This window comes from Pseudomonas congelans (assembly GCF_900103225.1).
Classification (GTDB): domain Bacteria; phylum Pseudomonadota; class Gammaproteobacteria; order Pseudomonadales; family Pseudomonadaceae; genus Aquipseudomonas; species Aquipseudomonas congelans.
Window position 1 is genome coordinate 303,980 of the sequence record NZ_FNJH01000002.1, and the last position, 23,324, is coordinate 327,303.

Genomic DNA, 23,324 nt, shown 5'->3' on the forward strand with positions numbered 1-23,324 from the left:
CTATGAACTCATTGCCGGTTGCTAAGGGGTGGCTGCGTAGGGGCGCGAAAGCGCTCGTGTCATTAACCTGGCCGGTCTTGCTGACCATTGTTCTGGCTGTGATTTTCATGACAGTCATCGCACATTTCTTTGGGGATGTTGAGCAGTTCAGGGAATGGCAAAAAGCACACTACAACTACATGCTGGCCTGGCGGCTGTCGCTTTATGCAGCGATAGGGCTCGGCTGGTACAGGCTAAGGCGCACCCTTAAACAGCGAGCATCAGACACAAATCTATTCCCCTCGGGGCTTCGTCGCTGCGAGGTCATGGCCATCTTCGTCATTCTCCTTTTCGAGCTTCGGCGCGCCGCCACTGTAGCGGGAGTTGACCTGCCATGATCTTGCACACGAATGACTACCTTGAGTATTACCTGACGTTGGTCGGATGGCTCATAAACGGCGGCATCTGGAACATGATCGAGGACAGCGGGCTCTTCGCAGCCCCCTTTGCCGCCATTGTCATCAGCGAATGGCTCAGAGCCCGCGGTGAGGGAGCTGATGAGGGCAACAAGGGCGTCCTCTCGTTGGCCCGAGTAGAAAACCGGTTCTACACGGCAATCCTAGTCATCATCCTGGCTTGCATGCCTCTGGTAAACGTCAGCATTGATACCATCCAGTTCGACCGAAGCCGCTCAGAGCAATGCCAATACTCAATACCCAATCCAACTGATACAGGCTGGGAAACATCCTTCAGTACGCTGAACGGTAAAAGCGCCACAGTGCCCGTCTGGTGGCTGTTTGTGCATGCGATGTCCAAGGCAGCAACTGCGGCCTCAGTCGCAGCTATTCCCTGTGGAGTGGACTTGCAACAGGTCCGGATGGACGTCAACAAGGCCCGCATCAATGATCCTCTGCTTGCCCAGGAGGTCGCTGACTTCACGAACGATTGCTACGCACGTGCACGCGCAAAGCTGTTCATGACCCAGCCTACCCTCAGCAATGATCAACTCAACGACGTCAATTGGATCGGTTCGCACTTCTTCCTGCAAACATCCGGCTATTACAGCGATGGTTTCTCTGGGTTCAGGTCACACACTCCCCGAAACAAATGGCCCTATGACGCAACCCGGGACGCGGGCCTGCCACAAACCACTGGTGGTGGTGGGTTTCCTACATGCACTCAATGGTGGTCGGATGGAAGCGTCGGGCTCAGAGCCAGGCTGCTGGAACAGGTCAGTCCAGATATGCTGAGCAAGCTTGCTCAGTGGGCAAAATTCATGACCCAGACCGAAGTGAGCGACTCGGTCATCCGGGATCTGGTCTCTCCGAGGAAGCAGCAACTGACCCAGGGTCAGGTTTATTCAGACTATGGCGGTCAAGTCGGTGGCTCTGTGCTAAATGACTTCACACGCCTTGCAGCTACAGCTGGTCAGGCAGCAGGATCTCTTGTGATGTATCCAGCCATGGACAGTGTAAGGCAAGCAGCGCCCATGGTGATGGCCTTCCTGAAGATGGCTCTCATCATTTGCATTCCGTTTGTACTGGTGATCGGGGCGTTCGACTTGAAAGTCGTGATGACGATTACTTTTGCTGCGTTCGCTTTAATCTTTGTCGACTTCTGGTTCCAGCTAGCACGCTGGGTGGACAGTACAATTTTAGACGCCCTTTATGGTAACGGGATCGGCAACAACGTCCCCCACTCCAATTTTGACCCAGTGTTTGGGGCCAGCAATGCCCAAGGAGACTTACTGCTGGACTTTGTGATGGGCGCAATGTTCATTGTGCTCCCAAGTTTCTGGGTACTCGCGTTGGGATGGGGAGGTGCGACTATCGGCGGCCTTATGCAAGGCTTGACCGAAGGCACAAGGGACGCAAAATCGGCTGGAGGAGGCGGTGCAAATATAATCATGTCGCAGATGAAGAAATAGGTATGAGGATCATCGATGCCGAGTTACCAGCACTTGGCATTGGGCTCCTATTTATTAGCTCACTGCTGTTTCAAACCATTTTCGTAGTAGCCATAACCTTGTGGCCCACTCATCCAACCCGACTCACTAGCACCGGATGCATCTTCCGAGGATTGGTCAAAATGAACGAGCTGTGAACCACGCAACGCGCGCTCAATCCCAGGGTTGGTGACAAAACCAATAGCTATTGCAAGAAAGCACACGATCGCCAAAACGTACAAAAGCCCCCACGCAGCGAAGAATGCACCAGCACCGATCATTGCAACGCGAACGATCCACTTGATAGGGCTAATAATCGGCCGAGGCAAACCGGCACGAAGCAACGATGACCACAATGCTTTTTCCAAGCGAAAAACTGCAGCCACACCACGTCCCAGGCTTTGCCCGATCCGCATTGCAGCGCTGCCTGGTACTTTAACTGTGCTCATAGCCACCTCGTGACTCAGTAAAACATGTCGTTCTGACATCATTTATAGACTTATCCAGCCCCATATTCAACCTACTTCCCCTTAGAAATCAAGCTTCCGACGAACAGCTGACCAACTGATTCAGACCGCTTGGGCCTTTGATTCGACAGTGTTTTCAAATGAAATACTGTTCCAGTGATACAAGTGCATCCGCACCTTGATCCCTACCCCACTTGACCAGCCATTTGCATTATGGTTAAAGCCCTGTGGCGTGCCGAGCATCTGATCGCAACAGATCCAGGCAAGGCCCGTCAAGCCGTGCGGCCGTATTTCGCGCACACCGAGGCAGCGATCTTCGATGCGGCATGGATAGCTTCATTGCCATCTTATCCGGCCATCCAAGGGTCGAATTGTCGGGCATCGAAAAAACATCAGTTTCATGAATGCCGTTGAGGCCGAGCCAGTCAGCCTCGACCCGAAAGCGGTGTTCACCAATGCAATCGTCGACGCAGCTACACCGGCATTATCGGACGCTCAAGGAGTTACGAAATGAGACCAGAAGTTCACATGGTCAACGTCTTCCCTGCCGCTCGCAGCGGCGGCAATCTAGCACCTACCGTGGCTTGTGCCGATTGCATGAGCGCAACAGACATGCAGGCTGTATGAATGCGGATTCGTATGCTCACCGCCTGTTGGCACCGATTACGACTATGCCTTTCGCTTCTGGGTACCTAACCACGAAATGGAAATGTGCGGACATGCCACAGTTGGTGCAGTGTGGCTGCTGGATCAGTTGGGGATGCTATCCAAGGATCAACTCTCGATCTGGACCCTAAGCGGTCGCGTAGACGCACGAGTGTCGCGCAACTGCTCCGAAGCGGTGAAAGTCGAGATCACCCAGCCTCAAGGCCAAGTCGAAACGCTTTCAGCACTGGAGGTCGAAGCGGATATCCTTTCAGTCTTGGGCATCAGTTCCAATGAACTGGCTTCCCTGCCGATTCAGAATGCCGCCACCAGTCGGATCAAAACCCTGATTCCACTCAAAAGCGTTGAGGTGCTGGATGGTTTGAGACCAGATTTTCGCAGAATTGAGCAATTGTGCGAAATGATCGGTTCGACTGGTTTGTATCCCTACGCGACATCAGATCTTGACGCCCGGCAATTCAATGCGCGGCAGTTCCCGAAATCATCTGGGTATCCCGAAGACGCAGCCACCGGCATCGCCGCAGCCGCACTGGCTTTTGGGCTGTTGGAAAACGGCTTGGTGACCGCAGACGAACGTCCTGTCCGGGTTCGCCAAGGCTGGGCAATGGGCCGCCCCTCCGAGATTTCGTTGCGCTTTCGACGGGATACAGAGGGTCAGGTTCAGGGTTGCTGGCTCGGCGGTACAGTAAGTTTTGCACAGATAACTGTATGAGTATGCGAGAAAAGCTGAAAGCTCTGGATCTCCGATTGCCCGAGGCACCGGTTCCCCAAGGCTTGTAGTCGCAGTTAGATAGCCTCCTTCTCTGATGACCTGCCCAGCACATCAAGCTGATAACGCCAGCCCAGCGGAACTGGCTCTCAGTAGTCAGCCGACCCGGGCAAAATATCTGGTCATTCAAGCCCACGACATCTGTTTGGCATCTTCCAGATCGCCGATTTCAGCCTCCTGCATTCGTAGCTCGGAAGTCGCCTCTTACGCTACGTTTGTGCCCTGATCTATTACTCCGACCTGAGCGCAGCACACGGCCGCGCTCAATGGACGGTTGATGAAATATTCCCGGCCAGCATCGCAAGGCAGCTTTGCGCCAATTTTTGCCTGCGGATAGCGTCCGCTTTGGGCCCAGAGTGTGTAAAAACGTATTCGATCAGCAGCATCGTAAGGCGCTGGGTCAAACCACGTTCTGTGTAGATGGCCGACAGACCGAAAACCATCGAACGATGGAGTCGTCTAAAACCAGTGCTCGTTCATTTTCGAAAGAAACTCTGGGTTAACCGGCGCGCTGGATGCTGAGCCGATGACCGCGTCAATCCCACACTTCGGACACAAAGCGGTGGTATCCAGATCGACCCACTCTGTGATTTCTGCGGACGAAAACACACTTAAGCAGTAAAAACAGCCACAACGATCACTTGCTTCAATTTGGGCTCGGTGATTTTTACAAAATCGGTGCGCTGAAATTACATCCATGGGTAAGCCCTTCAACTTCAAATTCAGTAGCATATCGTGCTTACGTCAGAGTACGTGAAGACCCGGCTAACGTTGCTATGATTACCCAAAGTGTTAACGCAGGAGATGCATCAGGCCCTTTCTGCCACGATCCGAATCGAAGTGCCGTATTCAAAAGGCGTAGTTGTGGTGAGTTGGCCGGCAGAAAATGCAGCGGGGTGTTCTGCTTTCCTGCGAGACCTGCTGCGATGATCCGCATCGACTCCATCTGGCTCGCCACCGAGCCCATGGACATGCGCGCTGGCACTGAAACTGCGCTGGCGCGGGTCGTGGCGGTGTTCGGTGCGGCGAAGCCGCACTGTGCTTATCTATTCACCAACCGGCGCGCCAATCGTATGAAAGTGCTGGTGCATGACGGCGTGGGGATTTGGCTTGCAGCCCGGCGCTTGAATCAAGGGCGCTTCTTTTGGCCAGGCGTGCGGCACGGCTCTGAAGTCGAGTTGGATGCAGAGCAACTTCAAGCCTTGGTGCTCGGCTTACCTTGGCAACGCGTCGGTTCCGGAGGAGCCATCACAGTCCTCTAACTCGCCTGCCATGGCATGCTTGCCAGCGCAATTGGCCCATCAGTCTATCGCCGCTACTAGCCCTCTCTGGCAAAATCGGCGGCATGACTTTGCATCCGAATCTCGATCAATTAAACCCTGAAGAACTGCGCGCATTGGCGGCGCAGTTGATCCAGCGCGTCGAAACGATGGACAAGCAAATCACTCATCACAAGTCGGTCAACGAGAAACTGGCCCACGAGATCGCGCTGCTCAAACGCTTCAAGTTTGCCAAGCGCAGCGAGCAGTTGAGCCCGGATCAAGCCAGCCTGCTCGACGACTTGATCGATACGGATATCGCCGCTATCGAAGCCGAACTTGAGGCGCTGCAACCGGCACCTGTCGAAGCCAAAGTGCGCCAGCAACCCAAGCGCGCACCTCTGCCACCGCAGTTTCCTCGCTCACTGATCCATCACGAACCGGACAACAGCCACTGCCAGTGCGGTTGCGCCCTCAAGCGCATCGGCGAGGATGTCAGCGAGAAGCTCGACTACACGCCGGGCGTGTTCACCGTGGAGCGTCACATCCGTGGCAAGTGGGTCTGCGATCAGTGCGAAACCCTGATCCAGGCACCAGTTCCGGCGCAGGTCATCGACAAGGGCATCCCGACCGCCGGCCTGCTGGCCCACATCATGGTGGCCAAGTTCGCCGACCATCTGCCGCTGTATCGCCAAGAGAAAATCTTCGGCCGCGCCGGGCTGCCCATCGCCCGTTCGACCTTGGCGCAGTGGGTGGGCAACTGCGGCGTGCAATTACAGCCGCTGGTTGATGCGCTGCGCGAAGCCGTGCTGACGCACGGCGTCGTTCACGCCGACGAAACGCCAGTACAAATGCTGACGCCTGGCGTGAAAAAAACTCATCGCGCTTACGTCTGGGCCTATGCCACCAGTCAGTTCTCCAACCTGGCGGCGGTCGTTTACGACTTCAGCCCGAGCCGCGCTGGCGAACATGCCCGAGCCTTCTTGGGCAGTTGGAACGGCAAGCTGGTCTGCGATGACTTTGCCGGCTACAAGGCAGGCTTTGAACTGGGCGTTACGGAGATCGGCTGCATGGCCCATGCCCGCCGGAAGTTCTTCGACTTGCACGCGACCAACAAGAGCCAGGTCGCCGAAAAAGCGTTGCACTACATCGCGGCCTTGTACGAAGTTGAACGAGAAGTCCGAGAGCTGGAGCCGGGTGATCGGCAGCGAATACGGCAGGAAAAAGCAGCGCCAATCACCGACGAACTTCATACCTGGATGATCGCCCAAAGACAGCTTGTGCCTGAGGGTTCGGCCATCGCCAAGGCGCTGGATTACAGCCTCAAACGCTGGATAGCGCTGACGCGCTATCTCGATGACGGTGCTGTGCCCATCGATAATAACTGGTGCGAGAATCAAATCCGGCCGTGGGCTCTTGGGCGCTCGAACTGGCTGTTCGCGGGCTCGTTACGCAGCGGTAAACGTGCGGCGGCGATCATGAGTTTGATCCAGTCGGCGCGGCTCAACGGACATGATCCGTACGCTTACTTGAAGGATGTTCTTACACGCCTGCCGACACAGCGGGCGAGTGAAGTCGAAGAACTGCTGCCGCATCGATGGCAACCAATTTAGTTGCGCAAGATGGGATGCCCCGCGCTTACGTCTTGCTCGCGCCATCGGCCTAAGATGATCCCTCAAGACGTGCCTACCGGACGGTTACTTTGCGGTGGGTGCCAGCGACGCGTCGAAGAGCAGACTTCAGCTATCTACCAGGCGATATAGCGCTTGAGCGTGGGATGTCGTTAGCCCTGTACGCTGCAAATTTCGGCGACTTTGCGAGCTGGGAAGCGCGGTCGCGGCGATCACAAGGCTGCCGTGCTTCTTTGCTTGCTCTATCCGATGAGATATCAGGGCTCCATGGTAGCCCTGTCCTCGTGCATTTTTTCGGGTGGCAGCAGTCCCAAGGTAGGCAACTCCATTGCTGGCCAGGTACATCAACGCTCCTGCGACGATTTTTCCATCAGCTTTAAGAACGTAGATCTTCAGACGTTCATTTGGCATCAGTCCTGCGAACGAAGCCTGGCTCAACTGAAGATGCTCTGGTTTGGTATGAAATCCACTCGCATGCACGGCTGCGAACTCAGGAAGCGTTTTTGAGGTAGCCTCTTCGATTTCGAATGAGTGCTGATTCAAGACCACGTTCTCGATGGCGCACGCGAGTTGAAGATGCGTCCACCCCCTCAGCCGCTCCAGCCGCTTCTCCCCCACAAAAGCGTACTGTTCCATAGTCGAGGCCTTTCCGATAAGAGGCGTTACGGTCGAATACTCTGCCGACTCCTTGAGCAAGCTCAATAGTGACTGGGGCCTGCCGGTGCTATCGCCGTAGATGCGATTGAGCATCGGGCTAGGTGATGCCTTCACTTGAAAGCATGGAAAAGTTTCGTTGAAAAACACACGAGCACCAAAAGGGTTTCCACTTATCCGAGACAAGCTCTCGACGCGGGCACACAAATACTCGCTTTCTGCAGCCTCAATTGCATAAGCCATTCCAACATTCATGTGCATAGTCCTTATTGCGTGATTTCCCAGAAAGGTAGCGGCAAATTAAACAAAACGCACCTGCAAACACACCTGCTGGTAGATAACCTGCTCCGGCCTCCGCTTTGGGCCGAAAGCATTGTAGCCATCCGGCCCGCTCACCTTCCTAACCCCACGCCATCCGCTTAATCACGCAAGAGGTGTTCGGCGGACGCTTACGCTATAGAAAACCCGATTTAGCGTTTTTACACACTCTGGGTCAGAAGCGGACACTCTCCAGTGTCTACTTAATCAGCGGTGATTCAGGGGCTGGGGGGTATACATAGTTGATTGCCAAGCTAATCCCCAAGCTCGAATTGCCGAAACCCCACGCGCCTGACGTAAATCCAAAAGTTATCCTTTGGCTCATATTGCTCCATGCAAACACTGTGTTCCTGGCACAGTTCATCTTCGTCGATCAGGATGCGATCCCAATCGAAGTCAGGATTCTTGGAAATGGTATAGCTAGGGTAAGGTTTGTCGAGATCGAAGTGGATCGAGTACACGAACAACGGAGATTCCCACGGCATGTGGGTTTCGTACAACCGCATCAGTTCGGGCATCTGTGCTTTACAGTGCTGTTCGGCAAACGTCAGTGCCTGGGGCAAATCATCCCACGTAGCCTTGACCGCGCGTTGCGCAGCGGCGAGCCTGGCGTAAGGTGGCTCGTCATTGTGGTGCTGGACGTAAATCAATCGGCTGCCGAACTGGAATTCGCATTGCCAGACACCCGAGGGAGCACGCCAGTGGCCAAGCATGGATTCGGTCAGTAGATTGATGTCCATATTGGTACCACACAGATGGAAAGGTGCTCAGTTTACCCTCTCAAATATCAGCCTGGGAATGCGTAGGCGTTTGGGCTATTTGTCCGACATCCATGGGATCTGACCGGCAGCTTTGGGTCGATTCTGTTGAAAAAGTCGGCCTTGGTTTCTACGGCAGAAAAGTACGCGTCTAAGATTGAAATCCTTATTTTTGGTTGAGGCTTCCGGCCTCAGATTTCACGTAGCAACGTGCAAAAGTTGCATTTTCCCCGGTCAATATCCGGGCAGTTTTAGCGGAGCGACTTTTTCAACACCATCGGTCGAAAGCGGCCAATCGCGGAAGGCAGCTATCGACTCATAGCTACCTGTCACCGAAGGTGATTTCAGGTCAGCGGTGACCGTCGCAGCCTAAATACCCCATTCCTAAGCGAGTGCCGTCTAGCGAGCTATAGCTTTTTCTCAATAGCTTCGATGGCTGCCACATAAGCATCATTGCCAATCCCGACTTGGCCCCACACCTCACGTTCTTCTCCGCCTTGACGGTCATATTGTTCATCAGCATCCCAAAGCGTGAGTATCTGGTTCGGAAAGCAGTACTCATACCGGTCGAACTCATGGGAGCCGGAATCGTCCGAGGCAGCCATTAGTGAAAACAATTCAGTCGCAGATATGGAAAAAACATCAACCCCTCTAAACGTGAAGTTGAGCTGAGAGTTTCCGGAAACGCCTATGAACTGGACTTGATCGCTAGGGTCGTACTCAAGCTGGATGGAGGCTTCGCAGAAATAATCGACGCGGCCATAGGATCGTTCAAGCGGGAATCCATTCACAGACATTGCTTCCCTTGCTGCTGCGCGTGAAGCGCCAAGCCGCGCGGGGCCGATTGCTTCCAGCGGCAGAATTTCAAAAACAGGCATTCACAATGCTTCCTAAAAATGAACAATCTGATCATTAACCGGGTGCGATTTGAACATGTTAAAGCGTCGTTCCCAAAGACCGCTTTTGGCCGACCCCTGCCGGTCAAGGCGCGCCCATTGCGCGGGTCGGATCCGATGCAAACAATTGGTCAAGTCGAATGCAAATGGGTGGTCAAGTCCATGCGATTACGCACGTTACAGAGCTACTAGAGACTTTTCACCTCCCACAGCTGATCGAGCCTGGTCGTATAACTTTGACTCATCAGCTCGCGACGCATAGCCCACTCCGGATTGGAAGGAACACTCCCAGCTCGTAAAGTCCCTCTGCCCCAGCGTGTATTGATCTCGTCCAGGACTCCCATCACCTTCTCTGAAGATGCCGGCTGCGAAGCAGCGAACATGTCATCCGTAAATTCGCCAGGCTGTCTCAGATCCAGCAACAGAACCTCAGCTTTGCTGTACTTAAACCCCGGTCGAAACAAACGATCCACTGCATCAGTCGCCGCCCTGGTCATCAAGCGCACGTCGTTGGTGGGGTATGGCAATTCAACCAAAGCGCCGTTGGCGTACTTGGCTTCTTCCGGATTGAACATGCCGGTACGGATGCTGACGCGGATCTTCTTGCACAGCGAGTTTTGAGAACGGAGCTTCTCGGCCGCACGCTGAGTGTAGGTGGCCACCGCCTCTTTGATAGGCTGAATGGTGGTTAGCCGTTTGCCGAACATTCGGCTGCAACAGATCTCCTGCTTGGGTGGCGCAGCTTCCCCCAGCTCCAGGCACGAAGTACCTGCCAGCTCACGTGCGGTCTTTTCAATGACCACGCTGAACCGGTCGCGCAGAGTACGCGGGTCGGCGGTTGCAAGGTCCATTGCGGTGCGGATGTTCATAGCCTCCAGGTGGGCATTCATCTTCTTCCCTACCCCCCAGACCTCTGAGACCGCCGTATTACGCAGTACCCAGTTGCGGTTATGCAGGTCGCAAATGTCTACAACACCGCCTGTATGGGATAGCAGTCGCTTAGCAGTGTGGTTTGCCAGCTTGGCGAGCGTTTTCGTAGGACCGATACCCACACCCACAGGAATGCCAGTGCATTTAAGAATGTTCGCCCGGATGCGTCGACCGAAAGCTGTTAGATCTCCGGGGATCCCAGTGAGGTCTGCAAACGCCTCATCAATGCTGTAGACCTCAGAGGCTGGCACCATCGACTCGATGATCGACATGACACGTTCGCTCATGTCGCCGTATAGGCCGTAATTGCTGCTGAAAACCTTGATCCCGTTGCGGCGCAGCAGTTCTTTGATCTGGAAATAGGGCGCGCCCATTTTTACAAACGGCTTGGCATCGTAACTTCGAGCTATGACACAACCGTCGTTATTGCTGAGTACCACGATGGGCGTCTTCTCCAGATCCGGACGAAAAACACGCTCGCAGCTGGCATAGAAGCAATTGCAATCGATAAGCGCGAAAATAGGCTCATGCTTTTGCATGACGGCGCATGCTGTAGTTCACTACGCCCCAGATGACGAGGTTGTCACCCTCAAGGATGTGCTTGGACGGGTAGGCACTATTTTCGGATTGAAGTTTGACAACCCCATCCATCATGAAGAGCCGCTTGCAAATCGGTTCCGAATTGTTAAGCGCTGCCACGACGATCTCTCCATGCTCGGCAGTGCGACTGCGATCGACGACGATCAGATCCTTATCAAAAATACCTGCCCCAATCATGCTGTCTCCGAGAATTTTCGCCAGGTACACATGCGGTGCCCGTACCTCGGCCAGCTCGTCCAGGGACACGTGCTTCTCGATGTAATCGACAGCGGGAGAAGCAAACCCAGCTGGCACCTGAAATGAGTAGAGCGGTAGCTTGATACCCCCTTCAGACAACGGACCAAGAATGACTACGCTCATGATGAAGACCTTTCTATAAAGTTAGCTGTATAGATATACAGTTAACTCTCTGGCCAGCGCGCGGTCAATCTTACTGAAAGGCATTTTCGACGAGTGACATTAGGGGTGACATCATGTGCGGACGCTACTCGATCTACGAATCCATGGACCACTACCTCAAGGAGCTTGCCCCAGAGCAGATCGTGATCAATGGGAACGACCTCCTGCCCATAGAGCGCTACAACGTGGCTCCTAGCACTCGGGTTGAGATCATCCGTCCCACCGAGGAGGGTCTGAGTTTCGACAAGGTTCGGTGGGGGTGGGAGCCTTTCTGGGCGAAAGGCAAACGACCAGCCCCAATCAACGCTCGAGTCGAAACCGTAATGACGGGAAAGTTCTTCAAAGAGCTCTGGCCTACCGGACGGGCAGTTGCCCCAGCGAACGGTTGGTTTGAATGGGTGAAGGACCCGGATGACCCCAAGAAAAAGCAGCCCTACTTCATCCGTCTCAAGAGTAAAAAACCTATGTTCTTCGCGGCATTGGCCCAGGTCCACAGAGGGCTTGAGCCGCATGATGGCGACGGGTTTGTCATCATCACGTCGGCAAGCGACTCGGGAATGGTGGACATTCATGATCGCCGCCCGGTGGTACTGACGGCAGAAGATGCGCGGGCATGGCTTGATTCCGAAACTACACCGCAGAAAGCCGAAGCGTTGGCAAAAGAGCACTGCAGGATTGTTGACGATTTTGAGTGGTTCCCGGTTGATCGCGCAGTGGGGAACGTGCGGAATCAAGGACCGGAGCTCATCCAGCCCGTTGAGCTTTGACTGCCCAACGCCTTTGACTTCGACCCGACCAACGGCTGTCCGTATTCGTCTGCCCCAGGTAGTCCGCACCGAAAGGGCGAAATGGGCTGAAGCAAATGGCAAAGCGAAGGGTTTGAATGGAATGGGGGAATAAGGGTAAGTGCCTTACCCGAAAGGGCCGGCGAGTCCGCCGGAAATGGATGCCGAAAGGGTTCGAAAGGCGTCCTCAATAAAAATGAAATTTACAAAAAATGTTACTTAACAGTCACTTGGAGGCTACATTTTTTTACGCAAGCGTGGCAACATCCGATTCTGTCACTGTTTGGATCCCAGCCAATCAAGTGACGGCTTATGTATATAACCTTTCCAGGATGGATATAGGTTTCGACTTGTCACGCTGAGCCATATAAAGCAAAAGGCCCACCAATGACTTCATCATGGGTGCCTAAATGCTTAGTTTCTTCACGCGAAGAAAAGCGTCTCCGATCTCGTCCAATGCTGCTGCAGGCTTTTTCAAACCAGAATCTCCCGACGCGTTGCTGTCGACTTCCCGACGGCGCCAGTTGATTGAAAACATCTGGCAGCGGACCTCTCTGCCCCGTGAGCAGTTCGAGACGCTTTACATGCAGGCATTCAAGAGCTACGCAGCCTTGGCGCAGCATCTCCCAGCCTCTGAGAATCATCACCATGCATATCATGGTGGCATGCTGGATCACGGTCTCGAAATCGTCGCCTACGCACTTAAGATACGGCAAATGTATCTGCTCCCCATCGGAGCGCCGCCCGAGTCGCAGGCGGCTCAGTCAGAAGCATGGTCTGCAGCATCGGCCTATGGTGCGCTCGTCCACGACCTGGGCAAGATTGCGGTAGACGTCAAAGTTGAACTCGCAGATGGCACTATCTGGCATCCATGGCACGGGCCTCTGGATCAGCCATACCGATTCAAGTACGTGAAAGGTCGAGACTATCGGTTGCATGGAGCAGCTTCGTCGCTGATCTACTCCAATGTGATTCCGGCGAAGGCATTGGACTGGCTCAGCGGGTTTCCCGAGCTCTGGTCTCAACTCGTGTTCGCGTTCGCAGGTCAGTATGAGCATGCCGATATCCTTGGTGAAATTGTCTCCCAAGCTGACCAGGCTTCCGTGGCACAGGAACTCGGAGGCAATCCAGGCCGAGCTATGTCAGCGCCCAAGCAGTCTATCCAACGGCAGCTGGCTGAAGGCCTGAGGATGCTCATTGCGGATAAATTCAAGTTGAACCAGCCCGACGGTCCCTCAGACGGATGGCTGACCCAGGAAGGCTTGTGGCTTGTCAGCAAGCCGGCCGTAGATCAGCTCAGAGCTCTTCTACTGTCTCAGGGTATCGAACACATCCCCTCATCCAACGCCCCGATGTTTAACCTGCTCCAGGATCAGGCGATCATTCAGCCCAACGGAGAGGGAAAAGCCATTTGGAAGGCCAGCATCGACAATGGTCGCGGCTGGAAGAACACGTTCACGGTGCTGAAAATAGCGCCGGCGCTGATTTGGCCGAACACCACTGATAGGCCTGAGACCTATACCGGCACTCTGACAGTGGAATCTGCACCAGCGGCAGATGAAAACGAGCCAGCTCCTGCTGGAGGCGAAGAGTCTCAACCCGTGAACAGCAAAAATACGCCTGCAGTATCAGCAGCGCCCCCGAGACCTAAGCAAGCGCCTGCTGCAGCAAAAGATTTTGATGCACTGGACGAGCTGCTCGATCTGTTCCCCGACCCGGTAGCGACAGCACCGACTCAACCAGCACCCGAGCCGTTAGACGATGATGATCAGATTCCCTTTTTGCCCCCTCCTCCGGCAGCTACCAGTCTTAGCCAACCTCGGCAGCTTGTGGGTATCAAGGCAACGAACGACAAAGCTCCGGTCGAAGAGCCGGCAAAAGTCTCGCCGGAAGGTAGCTCAAGCCACGGCTTGAATTTCCTCACCTGGCTGAAGGGGGGCGTGATCTCCCACAGGATCATCATCAATGACGCCAAGGCTCGTGTGCATACCGTGGATGGCACCGCGTTCCTAGTTAGCCCGGACATATTCAAACGTTACGCACTTGAGCACCCAGACATAGAGCGTGAGGCTAAAGAGCGGGATCTGGAAGCTTGGCAGGTCGTTCAGCGTTCTTTTGAGAAGCTGAAAAAACATCGCAAGACTGGCGCAGGCCTGAACATCTGGACATGCCTGGTCAAAGGACCACGAAAAAGCAAGCAACTGCGGGGCTATCTGCTCATAGAGCCTACCGACGTTTTCAGCGAGGTGCCCTATGACAATCCGGTCATCAGCTTGGCAGAATTGGTAGACAAGGACACATCTGAATGAAACCGATGACGCTTCCGGAACTGACCCAGGAGTACATCCTCACCCATGACCTTCGTCCTGACACAGTAAAGATTTACAGAGCTGCTACAAAAGCGTACGTGAACTTTTTTGGCGAATGCCTAGCCTGCGAAACCACTCATCGAGACATGCTCGAATGGCGCCGATCGGAACTGGCAAGGATCTCCAAGCGAAGCTGGAATACTTACTCAAGCCATCTGCGGACGGTGTATAGGTACGCAATGGAGCACGGGCTTGTCGAGCTGAAAGTAAATCCGCTAAAGGATACCCGTGTCATGCCTACCAAACGTCCGAAGAAGACGATTGGCAACGACGTCATTGTTCGGGCACGTAACTGGCTAAGGTTTCTCGTACAAGAGGAACTATCGACTGGAAAACGATCAGAGATCACTCCAGCATGGTTCTGGCTGGCAGTGTTTGAAACCTTCTATTACACAGGCATAAGACTCAACGCGCTGCTGTGCTTGAGGTACGAAAACGTAGATCTGGGACAGAGACTGATAAGAGTGAGGGGAGAAACAGAGAAAACGCACCGGGAGTTTATGATTCCAATACCTGATGGACTGATGCCGCATCTGGTGCTGGTGATGGACACAGCCAAGAAGGTTGGCTTTTCTGGTAATGACCAAGTTTTCAATATCAACAGATTCTCCGGTCACTACAAACGGGAGTATATGAACTCTGATCAGGTGGAGGCCATGTACAAAAAGCTGACCAATATGACTGGCACGCGCATGACACCGCACCGCTTTAGGCACACGATAGCCAGCGAACTGATGAGGCAGCCCGAGCGTAATATTCACATCACAAAGAATCTGCTGAATCATTCAAATATAGCAACGACGATGGAGTATATAGAACCAGACTACGATCTGATGCGAGAAGTTATGAATGAAAGAGGTCAACAACAGGCCAAAATCAATTATCTAGTTAGACCGATAATCCCCAAAAGTTCAGGCCCTGCGGCTGGCAGCGCAGTACCGCGGGTGAGCTTGGTATCCGGGACAGAGCTGCAACCGGCGACGACCGAATCGAGTGAGGCCAAAAAAGCCGACGATACGGCCTCCAATCCCCCTATAGCGGAGCGTCTGGAACTGATGTCGACCGCACCTTTGGTCAATGTATTAAAATCCACACCAGTTTCTGTTCATAGCGAGCCCGCCACCTCAAACGAGGCCAAAGCGCAGGCATTGAGTTTGATATCGGACGCACCGGAGATGGAATATGAGTTCGGCGAATTGGAGGATATTGCTCGCTGGATCAGGGAAAATGCTGCTGGAGAGATGGTTGTTCAGATTGCAGCCGAAGAAGACATAGGCACAATCAGTGAAGGCAAGGCATCTATTCAATCGCCCGACGGCTATTACAGGATCCCTTGGAGCAGTGGATCTGTAAAGTGAGTCGACGGTGCGGCGGATCCCTAAATGCCATCATCATGAGCGCTCGACCAGAGCATGTATTCAGTTTCAGTAAACGTGCAAAGATAGCCGATAACAGCCACGCACTGCGTCAGGATGAAAAAATATGCGTGGCCTCCAGTAGCTCTGAAGCTGCACTCCGCCTTGCAATTTGACATCACGGCTTGCCGGCGCTATGTTTCGCGACAGACGGCTGCTTGTCTGGGTGCGCATCGCGCTCAAACGGTATCGCCTGCCTTCAGCTTCGAAAGACTAGCCAGCTGCCTTACAGATCGTTGCCTCAATGCCGTGACGGAAGCCCAATCAGCTACCCCACCTCAGGCTGGATAATCTGCAAGGCAAAAAAAAACCTGGAAATCCGCATTTTCATGGGCCTTCCAGATTTTCGAAATGGTGGGTCGTGTGGGATTCGAACCTACGACCAATTGGTTAAAAGCCAACTGCTCTACCAACTGAGCTAACGACCCTCTGTTGTGTGGCGCGTATATTACTGATTTTTATCAGTAATTCAACACCTTTTTTGAAAAACTTTAAAAATAACGAGTCGGGTCTGCGATACCGGCAGCGGTAAAGCCCTCGGCGCGCAAGCGGCAGCTGTCGCATTTGCCACAAGCACGGCCCTGGTCGTCAGCCTGGTAGCAGGAAACCGTCAGCGAGTAATCAACCCCCAACGCGGTACCTGCCTTGACGATGTCCGACTTGCTCAGATTCTGCAGCGGCGCCCTGATCGTGAAGCCCTGCCCTTCCACACCGGCCTTGGTAGCGAGATTGGCCATGCGCTCGAATGACTCGACAAACTCGGGACGGCAATCAGGATAGCCCGAGTAATCCACGGCATTGACGCCGATGAAGATATCCCGCGCGCCCAGGACCTCAGCCCAGCCCAGGGCGAGCGACAGGAAGACGGTGTTGCGTGCCGGTACGTAGGTGACCGGAATGCCTTCAGAAGGCGACTCAGGCACGGCAATGGAGCTGTCGGTCAATGCCGAGCCGCCAATACCGTTGAGGTTCAGGCCGATGACCTTGTGCTCCACGGCACCGAGATCACCGGCAACCCGCGCAGCGGCATCCAGCTCGGCGCGATGACGCTGGCCGTAGTCGAAGCTCATGGTGTAACACACGTACCCCTCGGCGCGCGCCATGGCTACCACGGTCGCAGAATCCAGGCCACCTGACAGAAGGATCACGGCTCTTTTTTCAGTCTTGGTCAATTCACTCATATCAGCGCCCCGGCTCGTCGTCCCAAAGAATTTTATGCAACTGCATCTGCAGGCGTACCGGCAGGTTGTCGGCCACGATCCAGTCTGCCAGATCTCGCCCCTTGAGCTCGTGGTGGCTGGCAGAGAACAGAACTTCGCCCGCACGACGATCAAGACCGTACTGAATCAGCTTGGAAACGGCCCAGTCGTAATCTTCACGCGAGCAGATCACGAATTTGACCTGATCGTTGGCCGTCAGCAGTTCCATGTTCTCGTAGCGGTTACGCGAGACTTCTTTTGACCCTGGGGTCTTGAGGTCTACCACGCGACTGACACGAGGATCCACCGCAGAGATATCCAGCGCGCCACTGGTTTCCAGAGACACTTCATAGCCCGCGTCGCAAAGACGCTTCAGCAACGGAATGGCATTGGGCTGGGCGAGCGGCTCGCCACCGGTGACGCAGACATAACGAGGGCGATAGGAGGCCACTTGCCCAAGGATATCGTCCAGCGTCTGAATGGTGCCGCCGCTGAACGCGTAGGCACTGTCGCAGTACTGACAGCGCAACGGGCAGCCGGTAAGGCGAACAAATACGGTGGGCAGGCCAGCCGTACGGGTTTCACCCTGCAACGAGTGAAAGATTTCGGTGATGCGTAATGTGTCTTGCATATCAGCCACGGGCGTAACAGCTAAACAGGCCGTCCGCCTCCGTCAGGCACTTCAAGGGACTCGGCAATCGCGGAATCCAGAAAAGCGTAAGGTGTACCGGAATTTCGGGTGCGAGATTCTAACGAAAAAAGCCGCGACTAGCGCGGCTTTCTTGATCAGCGGGTCAGGACATCAAAGGCGCTGGAGATCTCGTTGCGCCAATTGTGCAGCTGAAGTGCCCGGATACTGGGCGACGACCTGCTGCAATATGCCTTTTACCTTGTCGGTATGACCCAGACGGCGTTCGACATCAGCCAGCTTGTACAGCGAATCAGGCACCTTGGCATGCTTCGGATACTGCTGACTGACTTTGGCGAACGCCTGACCGGCGCCCTGAAGGTCGCCTTTGGCCAGATTGACTTCACCCAGCCAGTATTGGGCATTGCCCGCATACGAACTGTTGGGGTATTTGCGCAGGAAAGCGGTGAAGGCCTGACTGGCCTTGTCGAAATCCTTTGCCTTGATCAAATCGAAGGCTGCTTCGTAATAAAGCTTCTCCTTCGCCGGATCAGGAGGCTCGGTGCCTGCTGCCGGTGCCTGCTGAGCCGCTGAGGCCGAAGGCGTCCCGCCGGCGTCGATAGCGCCACCAGCAGGTTGGGAATTATTGGTAGCCGGAGCGGATGCGCCACTGGCTATACGTTGATCGAGTTCCTGATAACGCTCCAGAGCTTCCTGCTTCATGCGCTGGATGTCATTTTGCTGGACCTCGACAACACCGCGCAAACGCGCGATTTCGTCCTGCATTTGCTGCAGCTGCATGAACAGCTGACCTTGTGCCGAGGCAGGGGCCGTAACCCCTCCCCCGGCATAGGCGCCGGACGTGCCATAACCCGCTGGCGGATAACTGCTGCTGCCAGAGCCAGAATTGTTATCGACCACAGGTGCCGCACCCAACGCTGAAAGCGGAAGGGCGAGGGCCAAAACGGTTAGAGCACGTCGGCACGTTCGCATGTCAAATTACTTACGCAGTTCGACGCGACGGTTTTGAGCCCAGGACTGCTCGTCGTTGCCGGTAGCAACTGGACGCTCTTCGCCGTAGGAAACCAGTTCCAGCTGAGCTGGGGAAACACCTTGCAGTACCAGGTAGCGCTGAACGGCTTTCGCACGACGCTCGCCCAGTGCCATGTTGTACTCGCGAGTACCACGTTCGTCGGTGTTGCCTTCCAGAACAACGCGAGCGCCGTTAGCTTTCAGGTCTTTGGCGTGCACGTCCAGGGAGCGCATGGCTTCTGGCTTCAGGTCCGAACTGTCGTATTCGAAGTAGAAGGTGGTGATTGCGCGCAGAGCAGCTTCTTCGCTCAGGGAGCCGTCAACAGCACCCGAGTTGGCGCCGTAACCAGCGTTAGGATCAACAGCAGCACCGCCTGCACCGGCATTGTCGCCGCCTTTGGACGAGCAACCTACAGCTACAGCCATGGCCAGAGCCAGCGCAGCAAATTTACCAAACTTCAGCATTTCCATCTTGAAACTCCTAATGAACCCCAGTGTGTTAAGCAAATCGTGTAGCGCCGCGTCAGTTCAGGTAAGGGGACCAGGAAGGTTCTCTGACTTCGCCTTGAGCGGTAGGAAGCGGGAGCCTTACGCGTCCGTTAATGGACACGAGCATCAAGACTCCCCGGCCCTGCTGGCGGGTGGCGTAGATTACCATGGTGCCGTTGGGCGCAACAGTAGGCGACTCATCAAGGTTGCTATCTGTGAGGATTTTTACGCTACCGCGGGCCAAATCCTGCACTGCTACCTTGAAATTAGTGAAGCCGTCCTGCCGGTGAATCATTACCAGCGTCTTTTCATCGGCTGACAATTTCGGGTTGGCGTTGTAGTTACCCACGAACGTCACGCGTTCGGCACCGCCGCCATTAATATTGGTCTTGTAGATCTGTGGCTTGCCGCCACGGTCCGACGTGAAGTATAGCGTAGACCCGTCCTTACCGAAGAAAGGTTCAGTATCAATCGAAGAATCGTTGGTGACGCGGCTCAATTGGCGCGACGCCAGATTGATCACGTAGATCTCCGGGTTACCGTCCTTGGACAGCACGAACGCCAGCTTGCTGCCATCCGGCGACCAGGCGGGCGCGCCGTTCAGGCCTTCGAAGTTGGTGATCTGTTCACGACGACCGGTGTCGATGTGCTGAACGAAGATGCGTGGACGCTTCTGCTCAAACGAGACATAGGCAATACGCTTGCCGTCCGGGGCGAAACGCGGCGACAGGATCGGCTCACGGGATTGCAACAGGGTTACCGCACGAGCACCGTCGTAATCCGAACGCTGCAGGGTGTAACGCGTGTTGTTCTCCGAGAAGCGTTCGGCCGTCACGTAAAGCATACGTGTTGAAAACGCACCCTTGATACCGGTGAGCTTCTCGAACGACTGGTCAGCAATGTAGTGCGCCATGTCGCGCAGCTGGTCATTGGTACCCGATACGTTACCGGTCAGAACCTGCTGCTCGGTAGCCACGTTGAACAGTGCGTACTGGATCTGCAGACGTCCGCCGGCAGGCGTGATGTTGCCGACCATGACGTACTGCGCACCCAGCGCTTTCCAGTCACGGAAAATGACTTCGCTGGCCTGGGTCGGCAAGCTGATCATGTTCTGCTTCGGGATCGGCGCGTAGTAGCCGGAGTTGCGCAGATCGTTGCTTATGATTTCGGCCATGTCTTCAGGCAGAACGTTACCGCCCTGCCATCCGAAAGGCACAACAGCGATGGGCGCTGCACGGTCACTGCCGCTGGTGACCAGAATGTTCTTTTCTTCTGCCGACACCATTGCGGATGCGAAACAGAGAACGACCAGCAGTCCTCGAAAAAGGTTGATCACAAGGCTAGATCTCCAGGTGTGAATGTCATCTTGAATGAACGATAGGGCGCGAAGTCAGCCGGCTTCAGACCCTGCATTTCTGTCAAACGTCCAATGTTCTTCACCGCAGCAACCGCAGAGCTGTCAAACGGTCCGTCGCCACTGGATTTGGCAATCGATACAGAGGCAATCGTACCGTCCGGCAACATCCCGATCTGCAACGTTACCGACATGTTGTTACGTGCCGATGGTGGACGACTCCAGCCTTCGGAAGCCCTGACACGAATCAGGTCATCGAAACTGCCAGCCGTTTCATCGCCCCGCTCGTCAGCCAAAGCCTGTTGCCGCTCCGGTTTGTCGGACAGCAAATCGGCCAGTGCCTGCGCCTTCTTGTCTTCAGCGGATTTACGAGCTGCTTCCTGCGCCTTCTTGGCGGAATCGGCAGCGGCTTTTTTCTTCGCGTCCTCGGCAGCCTTTTTCTTGGCGTCTTCTGCGGCCTTTTTCTTGGCCTCATCAGCAGCCTGCTTCTTGGCTTCCTCGGCAGCAGCTTTCTTGGCGTCTTCTTCGGCTTTTTTCTTCGCCTCGTCTTCGGCCTTCTTCTTGGCTATATCAGCCAGCTGCTTCTCTTCAAGCTTTTTGGCGTCGGCAACCTTCTTGGCTTCATCGGCTTTCTTGGCATCGTCAGCCTTTTTGGCCTCCTCTGCTTTCTGTTCGGCCTTTTTGGCTTCGTCGGCAGCTTTCTGCTCTTCGGCTTTTTGAGCTGACTCTTCTTTCTTTTGTTCCGCAGCTTTTACAGCTTCCTGTTTTTGCTGCTCGATCTTTTTCTGCTCCAGCTGTTCGACTTCTGTCTGTCGTGCAGCGGTTTTCTTCGCCTCACCGGCAATCTTCTGGTTGGTCTGGGTAGTGGCCTGGCTCTTGGACTTGAGCTGATAGAGCGTTGCCTGAACGATAGGCTTGGCTTCGGGCAGATCCGGAGTCATGGCAAAGCTGACGAACAGCATGCCGAAAATCAGAATATGCAATGCCACGGCCCAGACACTGGGCCAGAAGTAGCTTTCCGAGGCGGACGGCTCTCGAATCGGCTGCATCAGGGTGCCTCGGTAATCAAGCCAACATTCCCGACCCCAGCCTTCTGCAGCCCGCCCATCGTGCCCATGACCGAGCCGTAATCGACGGTCTTGTCACCACGAATGAAAACCTGGGTCTGCTTGCCTGCGTCGCGACCGGCAGCGACGATCTTGGTCACGGCGGCAGTCAGCTGTGGCAGGGTCATTGCCTTGTCCATCTGCTTGTCGGTATCGACTTCGCTGCCAAGGTTCCAGTAATAGGTCTTGTCAGCCTTGATCGAAATGGTCAGGACCTGATTGTTGTTGTCTTGCGGCAAAGCCTCGCTGGAGACCTTGGGCAAGTCGACTTTCACGCCCTGGTTGATCATGGGAGCCGTCACCATGAAAATCACGAGCAACACCAGCATCACGTCGATGTAGGGCACTACGTTCATTTCGGCGACCGGCTTGCGTTTTCTGCGACGATCTCGAGCGATTAAAGCCATGGGGAATTACCTGCTCACTCTTCGCTGGTGTGCACTTTACGGTGCAGGATGGCCTGGAACTCGTCAGCAAACGTGTAGTAACGGCTGATCAAGGTCTCACTACGCGCGGCGAAACGGTTGTAGGCAATAACGGCCGGAATGGCTGCAAACAGGCCGATGGCCGTTGCAATCAGTGCTTCGGCAATACCCGGTGCCACAGTAGCCAGCGTTGCCTGCTGCGCAGTCGCCAGACCGCGGAAGGAGTTCATGATCCCCCAGACAGTACCGAACAGACCGACATAAGGACTGGTAGAACCGACGGTCGCCAGATACGGCAGACCGGCTTCGAGTTTCTCTTCCTCGCGGGAGATGGCAACCCGCATGGCGCGCGCCACACCTTCCATGACCGCATCAGGATCGACGCCGGACTGCTGACGCAGACGCGAGAATTCCTTGAAACCGGCCCGGAAGATCTGCTCGACGCCCGAGTCAGGATCGGGATTGCTGCCCGCCTGACGGTACAGCTTGGACAGATCGATACCCGACCAGAAACGCTCTTCAAAGCTGTCCAGTGCACGTCGACCTGCACGCAGCATGTTGCTGCGCTGAAAAATCACGATCCACGAAGTGACCGAAGCAGCTACCAGAATCAGCATTACCAACTGAACAACAATGCTGGCATTGCTGACCAAACTCCACATGGAGGAATGGTCGACGACGTTAGCTTCCACGCTTTATCTCCTGCTCTGAATGTATGCCCGCGCCGCCCTGGTCGGCAAAGGCCGCTCGCAGAGCTTCGGGAATGGCCCGGGGTTTAAAACTATCGGCGCGTACACACGCCACCAGGAACTGCCCTTCACAGAGCAGCGTTGCATCCGACGCCCGCCTGATCTGCTGTTTAAAGCGCAGGCTGACGCGATTCAATTCGGTTACTTCTGCACTGACGAGCAGCTCGTCATCCAGCCGCGCCGGCTTGTGATAACGCGCCTCACTGGAGTACACGACAAATAAAAGGTTTTCCTGCGCCAGTTCGGATTGGGCAAAGCCCAATTCCCGTAGCCGCTCGGTACGAGCCCGCTCCATGAATTTCAGATAATTGACGTAGTAGACGATGCCGCCGGCATCGGTGTCCTCGTAATAAACGCGACAGCGATGTGCGAACGACTGAACCCCGTTTTGCGCGCGCATACTCTAGAGCTTACTCCTCGGGTTGCCAATCGGGTCAGGCAACTGTTTTTCAACGTTTTGCCACTTAGTTACAGGTATCGGCGGCAGGACTGGCAATGTGAC

At 54.9% G+C, this 23,324-nt stretch carries 23 protein-coding genes and 1 tRNA gene; 8 read left to right on the forward strand and 16 right to left on the reverse strand.

What is annotated here, in order from left to right; genetic code table 11:
* The first annotated feature begins 2 nt into the window (after window positions 1-2).
* Complete coding sequence (locus BLR20_RS08345) at window positions 3-377, forward strand: hypothetical protein (protein WP_054994246.1); 375 nt, start codon at window positions 3-5, stop codon at window positions 375-377.
* Complete coding sequence (locus BLR20_RS08350; RefSeq protein ID WP_054994247.1) at window positions 374-1,906, forward strand: conjugal transfer protein TraG N-terminal domain-containing protein; 1,533 nt, start codon at window positions 374-376, stop codon at window positions 1,904-1,906. Before BLR20_RS08345 ends, BLR20_RS08350 begins: the two co-directional genes overlap by 4 nt.
* Window positions 1,907-1,965: 59 nt before the next feature.
* Here the strand turns inward: BLR20_RS08350 and BLR20_RS08355 are convergent, their stop codons facing one another.
* Complete coding sequence (locus BLR20_RS08355) at window positions 1,966-2,373, reverse strand: DUF3742 family protein (RefSeq protein WP_046267061.1); 408 nt, start codon at window positions 2,371-2,373, stop codon at window positions 1,966-1,968.
* 637 nt (window positions 2,374-3,010) lie between these two features.
* Between BLR20_RS08355 and BLR20_RS08365 the strand changes: the two genes are divergently transcribed.
* The 3 genes from BLR20_RS08365 (at window position 3,011) to tnpC (ending at window position 6,698) form a co-directional block, all read left to right on the forward strand.
* Window positions 3,011-3,769, forward strand: a complete 759-nt coding sequence (locus tag BLR20_RS08365; RefSeq protein ID WP_235810024.1) for a PhzF family phenazine biosynthesis protein — start codon at window positions 3,011-3,013, stop codon at window positions 3,767-3,769.
* A gap of 983 nt (window positions 3,770-4,752) precedes the next feature.
* Window positions 4,753-5,088: an IS66 family insertion sequence element accessory protein TnpB gene (gene tnpB / locus BLR20_RS28075; RefSeq protein WP_054994249.1), complete on the forward strand. Its 336-nt coding sequence runs from the start codon at window positions 4,753-4,755 to the stop codon at window positions 5,086-5,088.
* A gap of 83 nt (window positions 5,089-5,171) precedes the next feature.
* Window positions 5,172-6,698 (forward strand): IS66 family transposase, encoded by a 1,527-nt coding sequence (gene tnpC, locus BLR20_RS08385; RefSeq protein WP_054994250.1) that lies wholly within the window; start codon window positions 5,172-5,174, stop codon window positions 6,696-6,698.
* A gap of 126 nt (window positions 6,699-6,824) precedes the next feature.
* Here tnpC and BLR20_RS08390 read toward each other — a convergent pair whose 3' ends face one another.
* The 5 genes from BLR20_RS08390 to BLR20_RS08410 all read right to left on the reverse strand — a co-directional run bounded on the left by BLR20_RS08390 (window position 6,825) and on the right by BLR20_RS08410 (window position 11,232).
* Window positions 6,825-7,625, reverse strand: a complete 801-nt coding sequence (locus BLR20_RS08390) for a GNAT family N-acetyltransferase (RefSeq protein WP_053932078.1) — start codon at window positions 7,623-7,625, stop codon at window positions 6,825-6,827.
* A gap of 317 nt (window positions 7,626-7,942) precedes the next feature.
* Window positions 7,943-8,428: a hypothetical protein gene (locus BLR20_RS08395; protein ID WP_054994251.1), complete on the reverse strand. Its 486-nt coding sequence runs from the start codon at window positions 8,426-8,428 to the stop codon at window positions 7,943-7,945.
* Between the two features lie 425 nt (window positions 8,429-8,853).
* Entirely contained in the window at window positions 8,854-9,324 is a 471-nt protein-coding gene (locus BLR20_RS08400) for a hypothetical protein (protein WP_054994252.1), read from the reverse strand.
* Window positions 9,325-9,530: 206 nt separating this feature from the next.
* A complete protein-coding gene (gene umuC / locus BLR20_RS08405; RefSeq protein WP_054994253.1) occupies window positions 9,531-10,811 on the reverse strand; it encodes a translesion error-prone DNA polymerase V subunit UmuC in 1,281 nt (426 codons plus the stop codon).
* Complete coding sequence (locus BLR20_RS08410; RefSeq protein WP_054994254.1) at window positions 10,798-11,232, reverse strand: LexA family protein; 435 nt, start codon at window positions 11,230-11,232, stop codon at window positions 10,798-10,800. The genes umuC and BLR20_RS08410 overlap by 14 nt, the downstream gene beginning before the upstream one ends.
* Before the next feature lie 113 nt (window positions 11,233-11,345).
* Between BLR20_RS08410 and BLR20_RS08415 the strand changes: the two genes are divergently transcribed.
* The 3 genes from BLR20_RS08415 to BLR20_RS08425 all read left to right on the forward strand — a co-directional run bounded on the left by BLR20_RS08415 (window position 11,346) and on the right by BLR20_RS08425 (window position 15,783).
* Window positions 11,346-12,038, forward strand: a complete 693-nt coding sequence (locus BLR20_RS08415) for an SOS response-associated peptidase (protein ID WP_054994255.1) — start codon at window positions 11,346-11,348, stop codon at window positions 12,036-12,038.
* Between the two features lie 428 nt (window positions 12,039-12,466).
* Window positions 12,467-14,365 carry a MobH family relaxase gene (gene mobH / locus BLR20_RS08420; RefSeq protein ID WP_054994256.1) on the forward strand — a complete coding sequence of 633 codons (1,899 nt, stop codon included), beginning with the start codon at window positions 12,467-12,469 and terminating at the stop codon, window positions 14,363-14,365.
* Window positions 14,362-15,783 carry a site-specific integrase gene (locus tag BLR20_RS08425; RefSeq protein WP_054994257.1) on the forward strand — a complete coding sequence of 474 codons (1,422 nt, stop codon included), beginning with the start codon at window positions 14,362-14,364 and terminating at the stop codon, window positions 15,781-15,783. The genes mobH and BLR20_RS08425 overlap by 4 nt, the downstream gene beginning before the upstream one ends.
* Window positions 15,784-16,192: 409 nt before the next feature.
* Here the strand turns inward: BLR20_RS08425 and BLR20_RS08430 are convergent.
* The 10 genes from BLR20_RS08430 to ybgC form a co-directional block, all read right to left on the reverse strand.
* Window positions 16,193-16,268 (reverse strand) — tRNA-Lys (locus BLR20_RS08430).
* A 63-nt stretch (window positions 16,269-16,331) separates the two neighbouring features.
* The gene (gene queC / locus BLR20_RS08435) at window positions 16,332-17,021 is read right to left on the reverse strand and encodes a 7-cyano-7-deazaguanine synthase QueC (protein WP_003390955.1); all 690 of its coding nucleotides are present in this window, start codon (window positions 17,019-17,021) and stop codon (window positions 16,332-16,334) included.
* Between the two features lies 1 nt (window position 17,022).
* Window positions 17,023-17,670: a 7-carboxy-7-deazaguanine synthase QueE gene (gene queE / locus BLR20_RS08440; protein WP_003390957.1), complete on the reverse strand. Its 648-nt coding sequence runs from the start codon at window positions 17,668-17,670 to the stop codon at window positions 17,023-17,025.
* A 171-nt stretch (window positions 17,671-17,841) separates the two neighbouring features.
* Window positions 17,842-18,660, reverse strand: a complete 819-nt coding sequence (gene ybgF / locus BLR20_RS08445) for a tol-pal system protein YbgF (protein ID WP_054994258.1) — start codon at window positions 18,658-18,660, stop codon at window positions 17,842-17,844.
* A 6-nt stretch (window positions 18,661-18,666) separates the two neighbouring features.
* Window positions 18,667-19,170 (reverse strand): peptidoglycan-associated lipoprotein Pal, encoded by a 504-nt coding sequence (gene pal / locus BLR20_RS08450; RefSeq protein ID WP_003314369.1) that lies wholly within the window; start codon window positions 19,168-19,170, stop codon window positions 18,667-18,669.
* A 52-nt stretch (window positions 19,171-19,222) separates the two neighbouring features.
* Complete coding sequence (gene tolB, locus BLR20_RS08455) at window positions 19,223-20,473, reverse strand: Tol-Pal system beta propeller repeat protein TolB (protein ID WP_210434907.1); 1,251 nt, start codon at window positions 20,471-20,473, stop codon at window positions 19,223-19,225.
* A gap of 47 nt (window positions 20,474-20,520) precedes the next feature.
* Window positions 20,521-21,591, reverse strand: a complete 1,071-nt coding sequence (gene tolA / locus BLR20_RS08460; protein ID WP_004406115.1) for a cell envelope integrity protein TolA — start codon at window positions 21,589-21,591, stop codon at window positions 20,521-20,523.
* Entirely contained in the window at window positions 21,591-22,055 is a 465-nt protein-coding gene (gene tolR / locus BLR20_RS08465; RefSeq protein WP_002554654.1) for a protein TolR, read from the reverse strand. Before tolR ends, tolA begins: the two co-directional genes overlap by 1 nt.
* Window positions 22,056-22,069: 14 nt before the next feature.
* Window positions 22,070-22,765 (reverse strand): protein TolQ, encoded by a 696-nt coding sequence (gene tolQ / locus BLR20_RS08470; RefSeq protein ID WP_002554655.1) that lies wholly within the window; start codon window positions 22,763-22,765, stop codon window positions 22,070-22,072.
* Window positions 22,755-23,222 (reverse strand): tol-pal system-associated acyl-CoA thioesterase, encoded by a 468-nt coding sequence (gene ybgC, locus BLR20_RS08475; protein ID WP_054994259.1) that lies wholly within the window; start codon window positions 23,220-23,222, stop codon window positions 22,755-22,757. The genes tolQ and ybgC overlap by 11 nt, the downstream gene beginning before the upstream one ends.
* Between the last annotated feature and the right edge of the window lie 102 nt (window positions 23,223-23,324).

What these genes read in the sequence shown, in the direction of transcription:
- BLR20_RS08345 (WP_054994246.1), top strand. Translation starts at nt 3, where the DNA reads ATGAACTCATTGCCGGTTGCTAAGGGGTGGCTGCGTAGGGGCGCGAAA.
- BLR20_RS08350 (WP_054994247.1), top strand. Translation starts at nt 374, where the DNA reads ATGATCTTGCACACGAATGACTACCTTGAGTATTACCTGACGTTGGTC.
- BLR20_RS08355 (WP_046267061.1), bottom strand. Translation starts at nt 2,373, where the DNA reads ATGAGCACAGTTAAAGTACCAGGCAGCGCTGCAATGCGGATCGGGCAA.
- tnpB (WP_054994249.1), top strand. Translation starts at nt 4,753, where the DNA reads ATGATCCGCATCGACTCCATCTGGCTCGCCACCGAGCCCATGGACATG.
- tnpC (WP_054994250.1), top strand. Translation starts at nt 5,172, where the DNA reads ATGACTTTGCATCCGAATCTCGATCAATTAAACCCTGAAGAACTGCGC.
- BLR20_RS08390 (WP_053932078.1), bottom strand. Translation starts at nt 7,625, where the DNA reads ATGAATGTTGGAATGGCTTATGCAATTGAGGCTGCAGAAAGCGAGTAT.
- BLR20_RS08395 (WP_054994251.1), bottom strand. Translation starts at nt 8,428, where the DNA reads ATGGACATCAATCTACTGACCGAATCCATGCTTGGCCACTGGCGTGCT.
- BLR20_RS08400 (WP_054994252.1), bottom strand. Translation starts at nt 9,324, where the DNA reads ATGCCTGTTTTTGAAATTCTGCCGCTGGAAGCAATCGGCCCCGCGCGG.
- umuC (WP_054994253.1), bottom strand. Translation starts at nt 10,811, where the DNA reads ATGCAAAAGCATGAGCCTATTTTCGCGCTTATCGATTGCAATTGCTTC.
- BLR20_RS08410 (WP_054994254.1), bottom strand. Translation starts at nt 11,232, where the DNA reads ATGAGCGTAGTCATTCTTGGTCCGTTGTCTGAAGGGGGTATCAAGCTA.
- BLR20_RS08415 (WP_054994255.1), top strand. Translation starts at nt 11,346, where the DNA reads ATGTGCGGACGCTACTCGATCTACGAATCCATGGACCACTACCTCAAG.
- mobH (WP_054994256.1), top strand. Translation starts at nt 12,467, where the DNA reads ATGCTTAGTTTCTTCACGCGAAGAAAAGCGTCTCCGATCTCGTCCAAT.
- BLR20_RS08425 (WP_054994257.1), top strand. Translation starts at nt 14,362, where the DNA reads ATGAAACCGATGACGCTTCCGGAACTGACCCAGGAGTACATCCTCACC.
- queC (WP_003390955.1), bottom strand. Translation starts at nt 17,021, where the DNA reads ATGAGTGAATTGACCAAGACTGAAAAAAGAGCCGTGATCCTTCTGTCA.
- queE (WP_003390957.1), bottom strand. Translation starts at nt 17,670, where the DNA reads ATGCAAGACACATTACGCATCACCGAAATCTTTCACTCGTTGCAGGGT.
- ybgF (WP_054994258.1), bottom strand. Translation starts at nt 18,660, where the DNA reads ATGCGAACGTGCCGACGTGCTCTAACCGTTTTGGCCCTCGCCCTTCCG.
- pal (WP_003314369.1), bottom strand. Translation starts at nt 19,170, where the DNA reads ATGGAAATGCTGAAGTTTGGTAAATTTGCTGCGCTGGCTCTGGCCATG.
- tolB (WP_210434907.1), bottom strand. Translation starts at nt 20,473, where the DNA reads ATGGTGTCGGCAGAAGAAAAGAACATTCTGGTCACCAGCGGCAGTGAC.
- tolA (WP_004406115.1), bottom strand. Translation starts at nt 21,591, where the DNA reads ATGCAGCCGATTCGAGAGCCGTCCGCCTCGGAAAGCTACTTCTGGCCC.
- tolR (WP_002554654.1), bottom strand. Translation starts at nt 22,055, where the DNA reads ATGGCTTTAATCGCTCGAGATCGTCGCAGAAAACGCAAGCCGGTCGCC.
- ybgC (WP_054994259.1), bottom strand. Translation starts at nt 23,222, where the DNA reads ATGCGCGCGCAAAACGGGGTTCAGTCGTTCGCACATCGCTGTCGCGTT.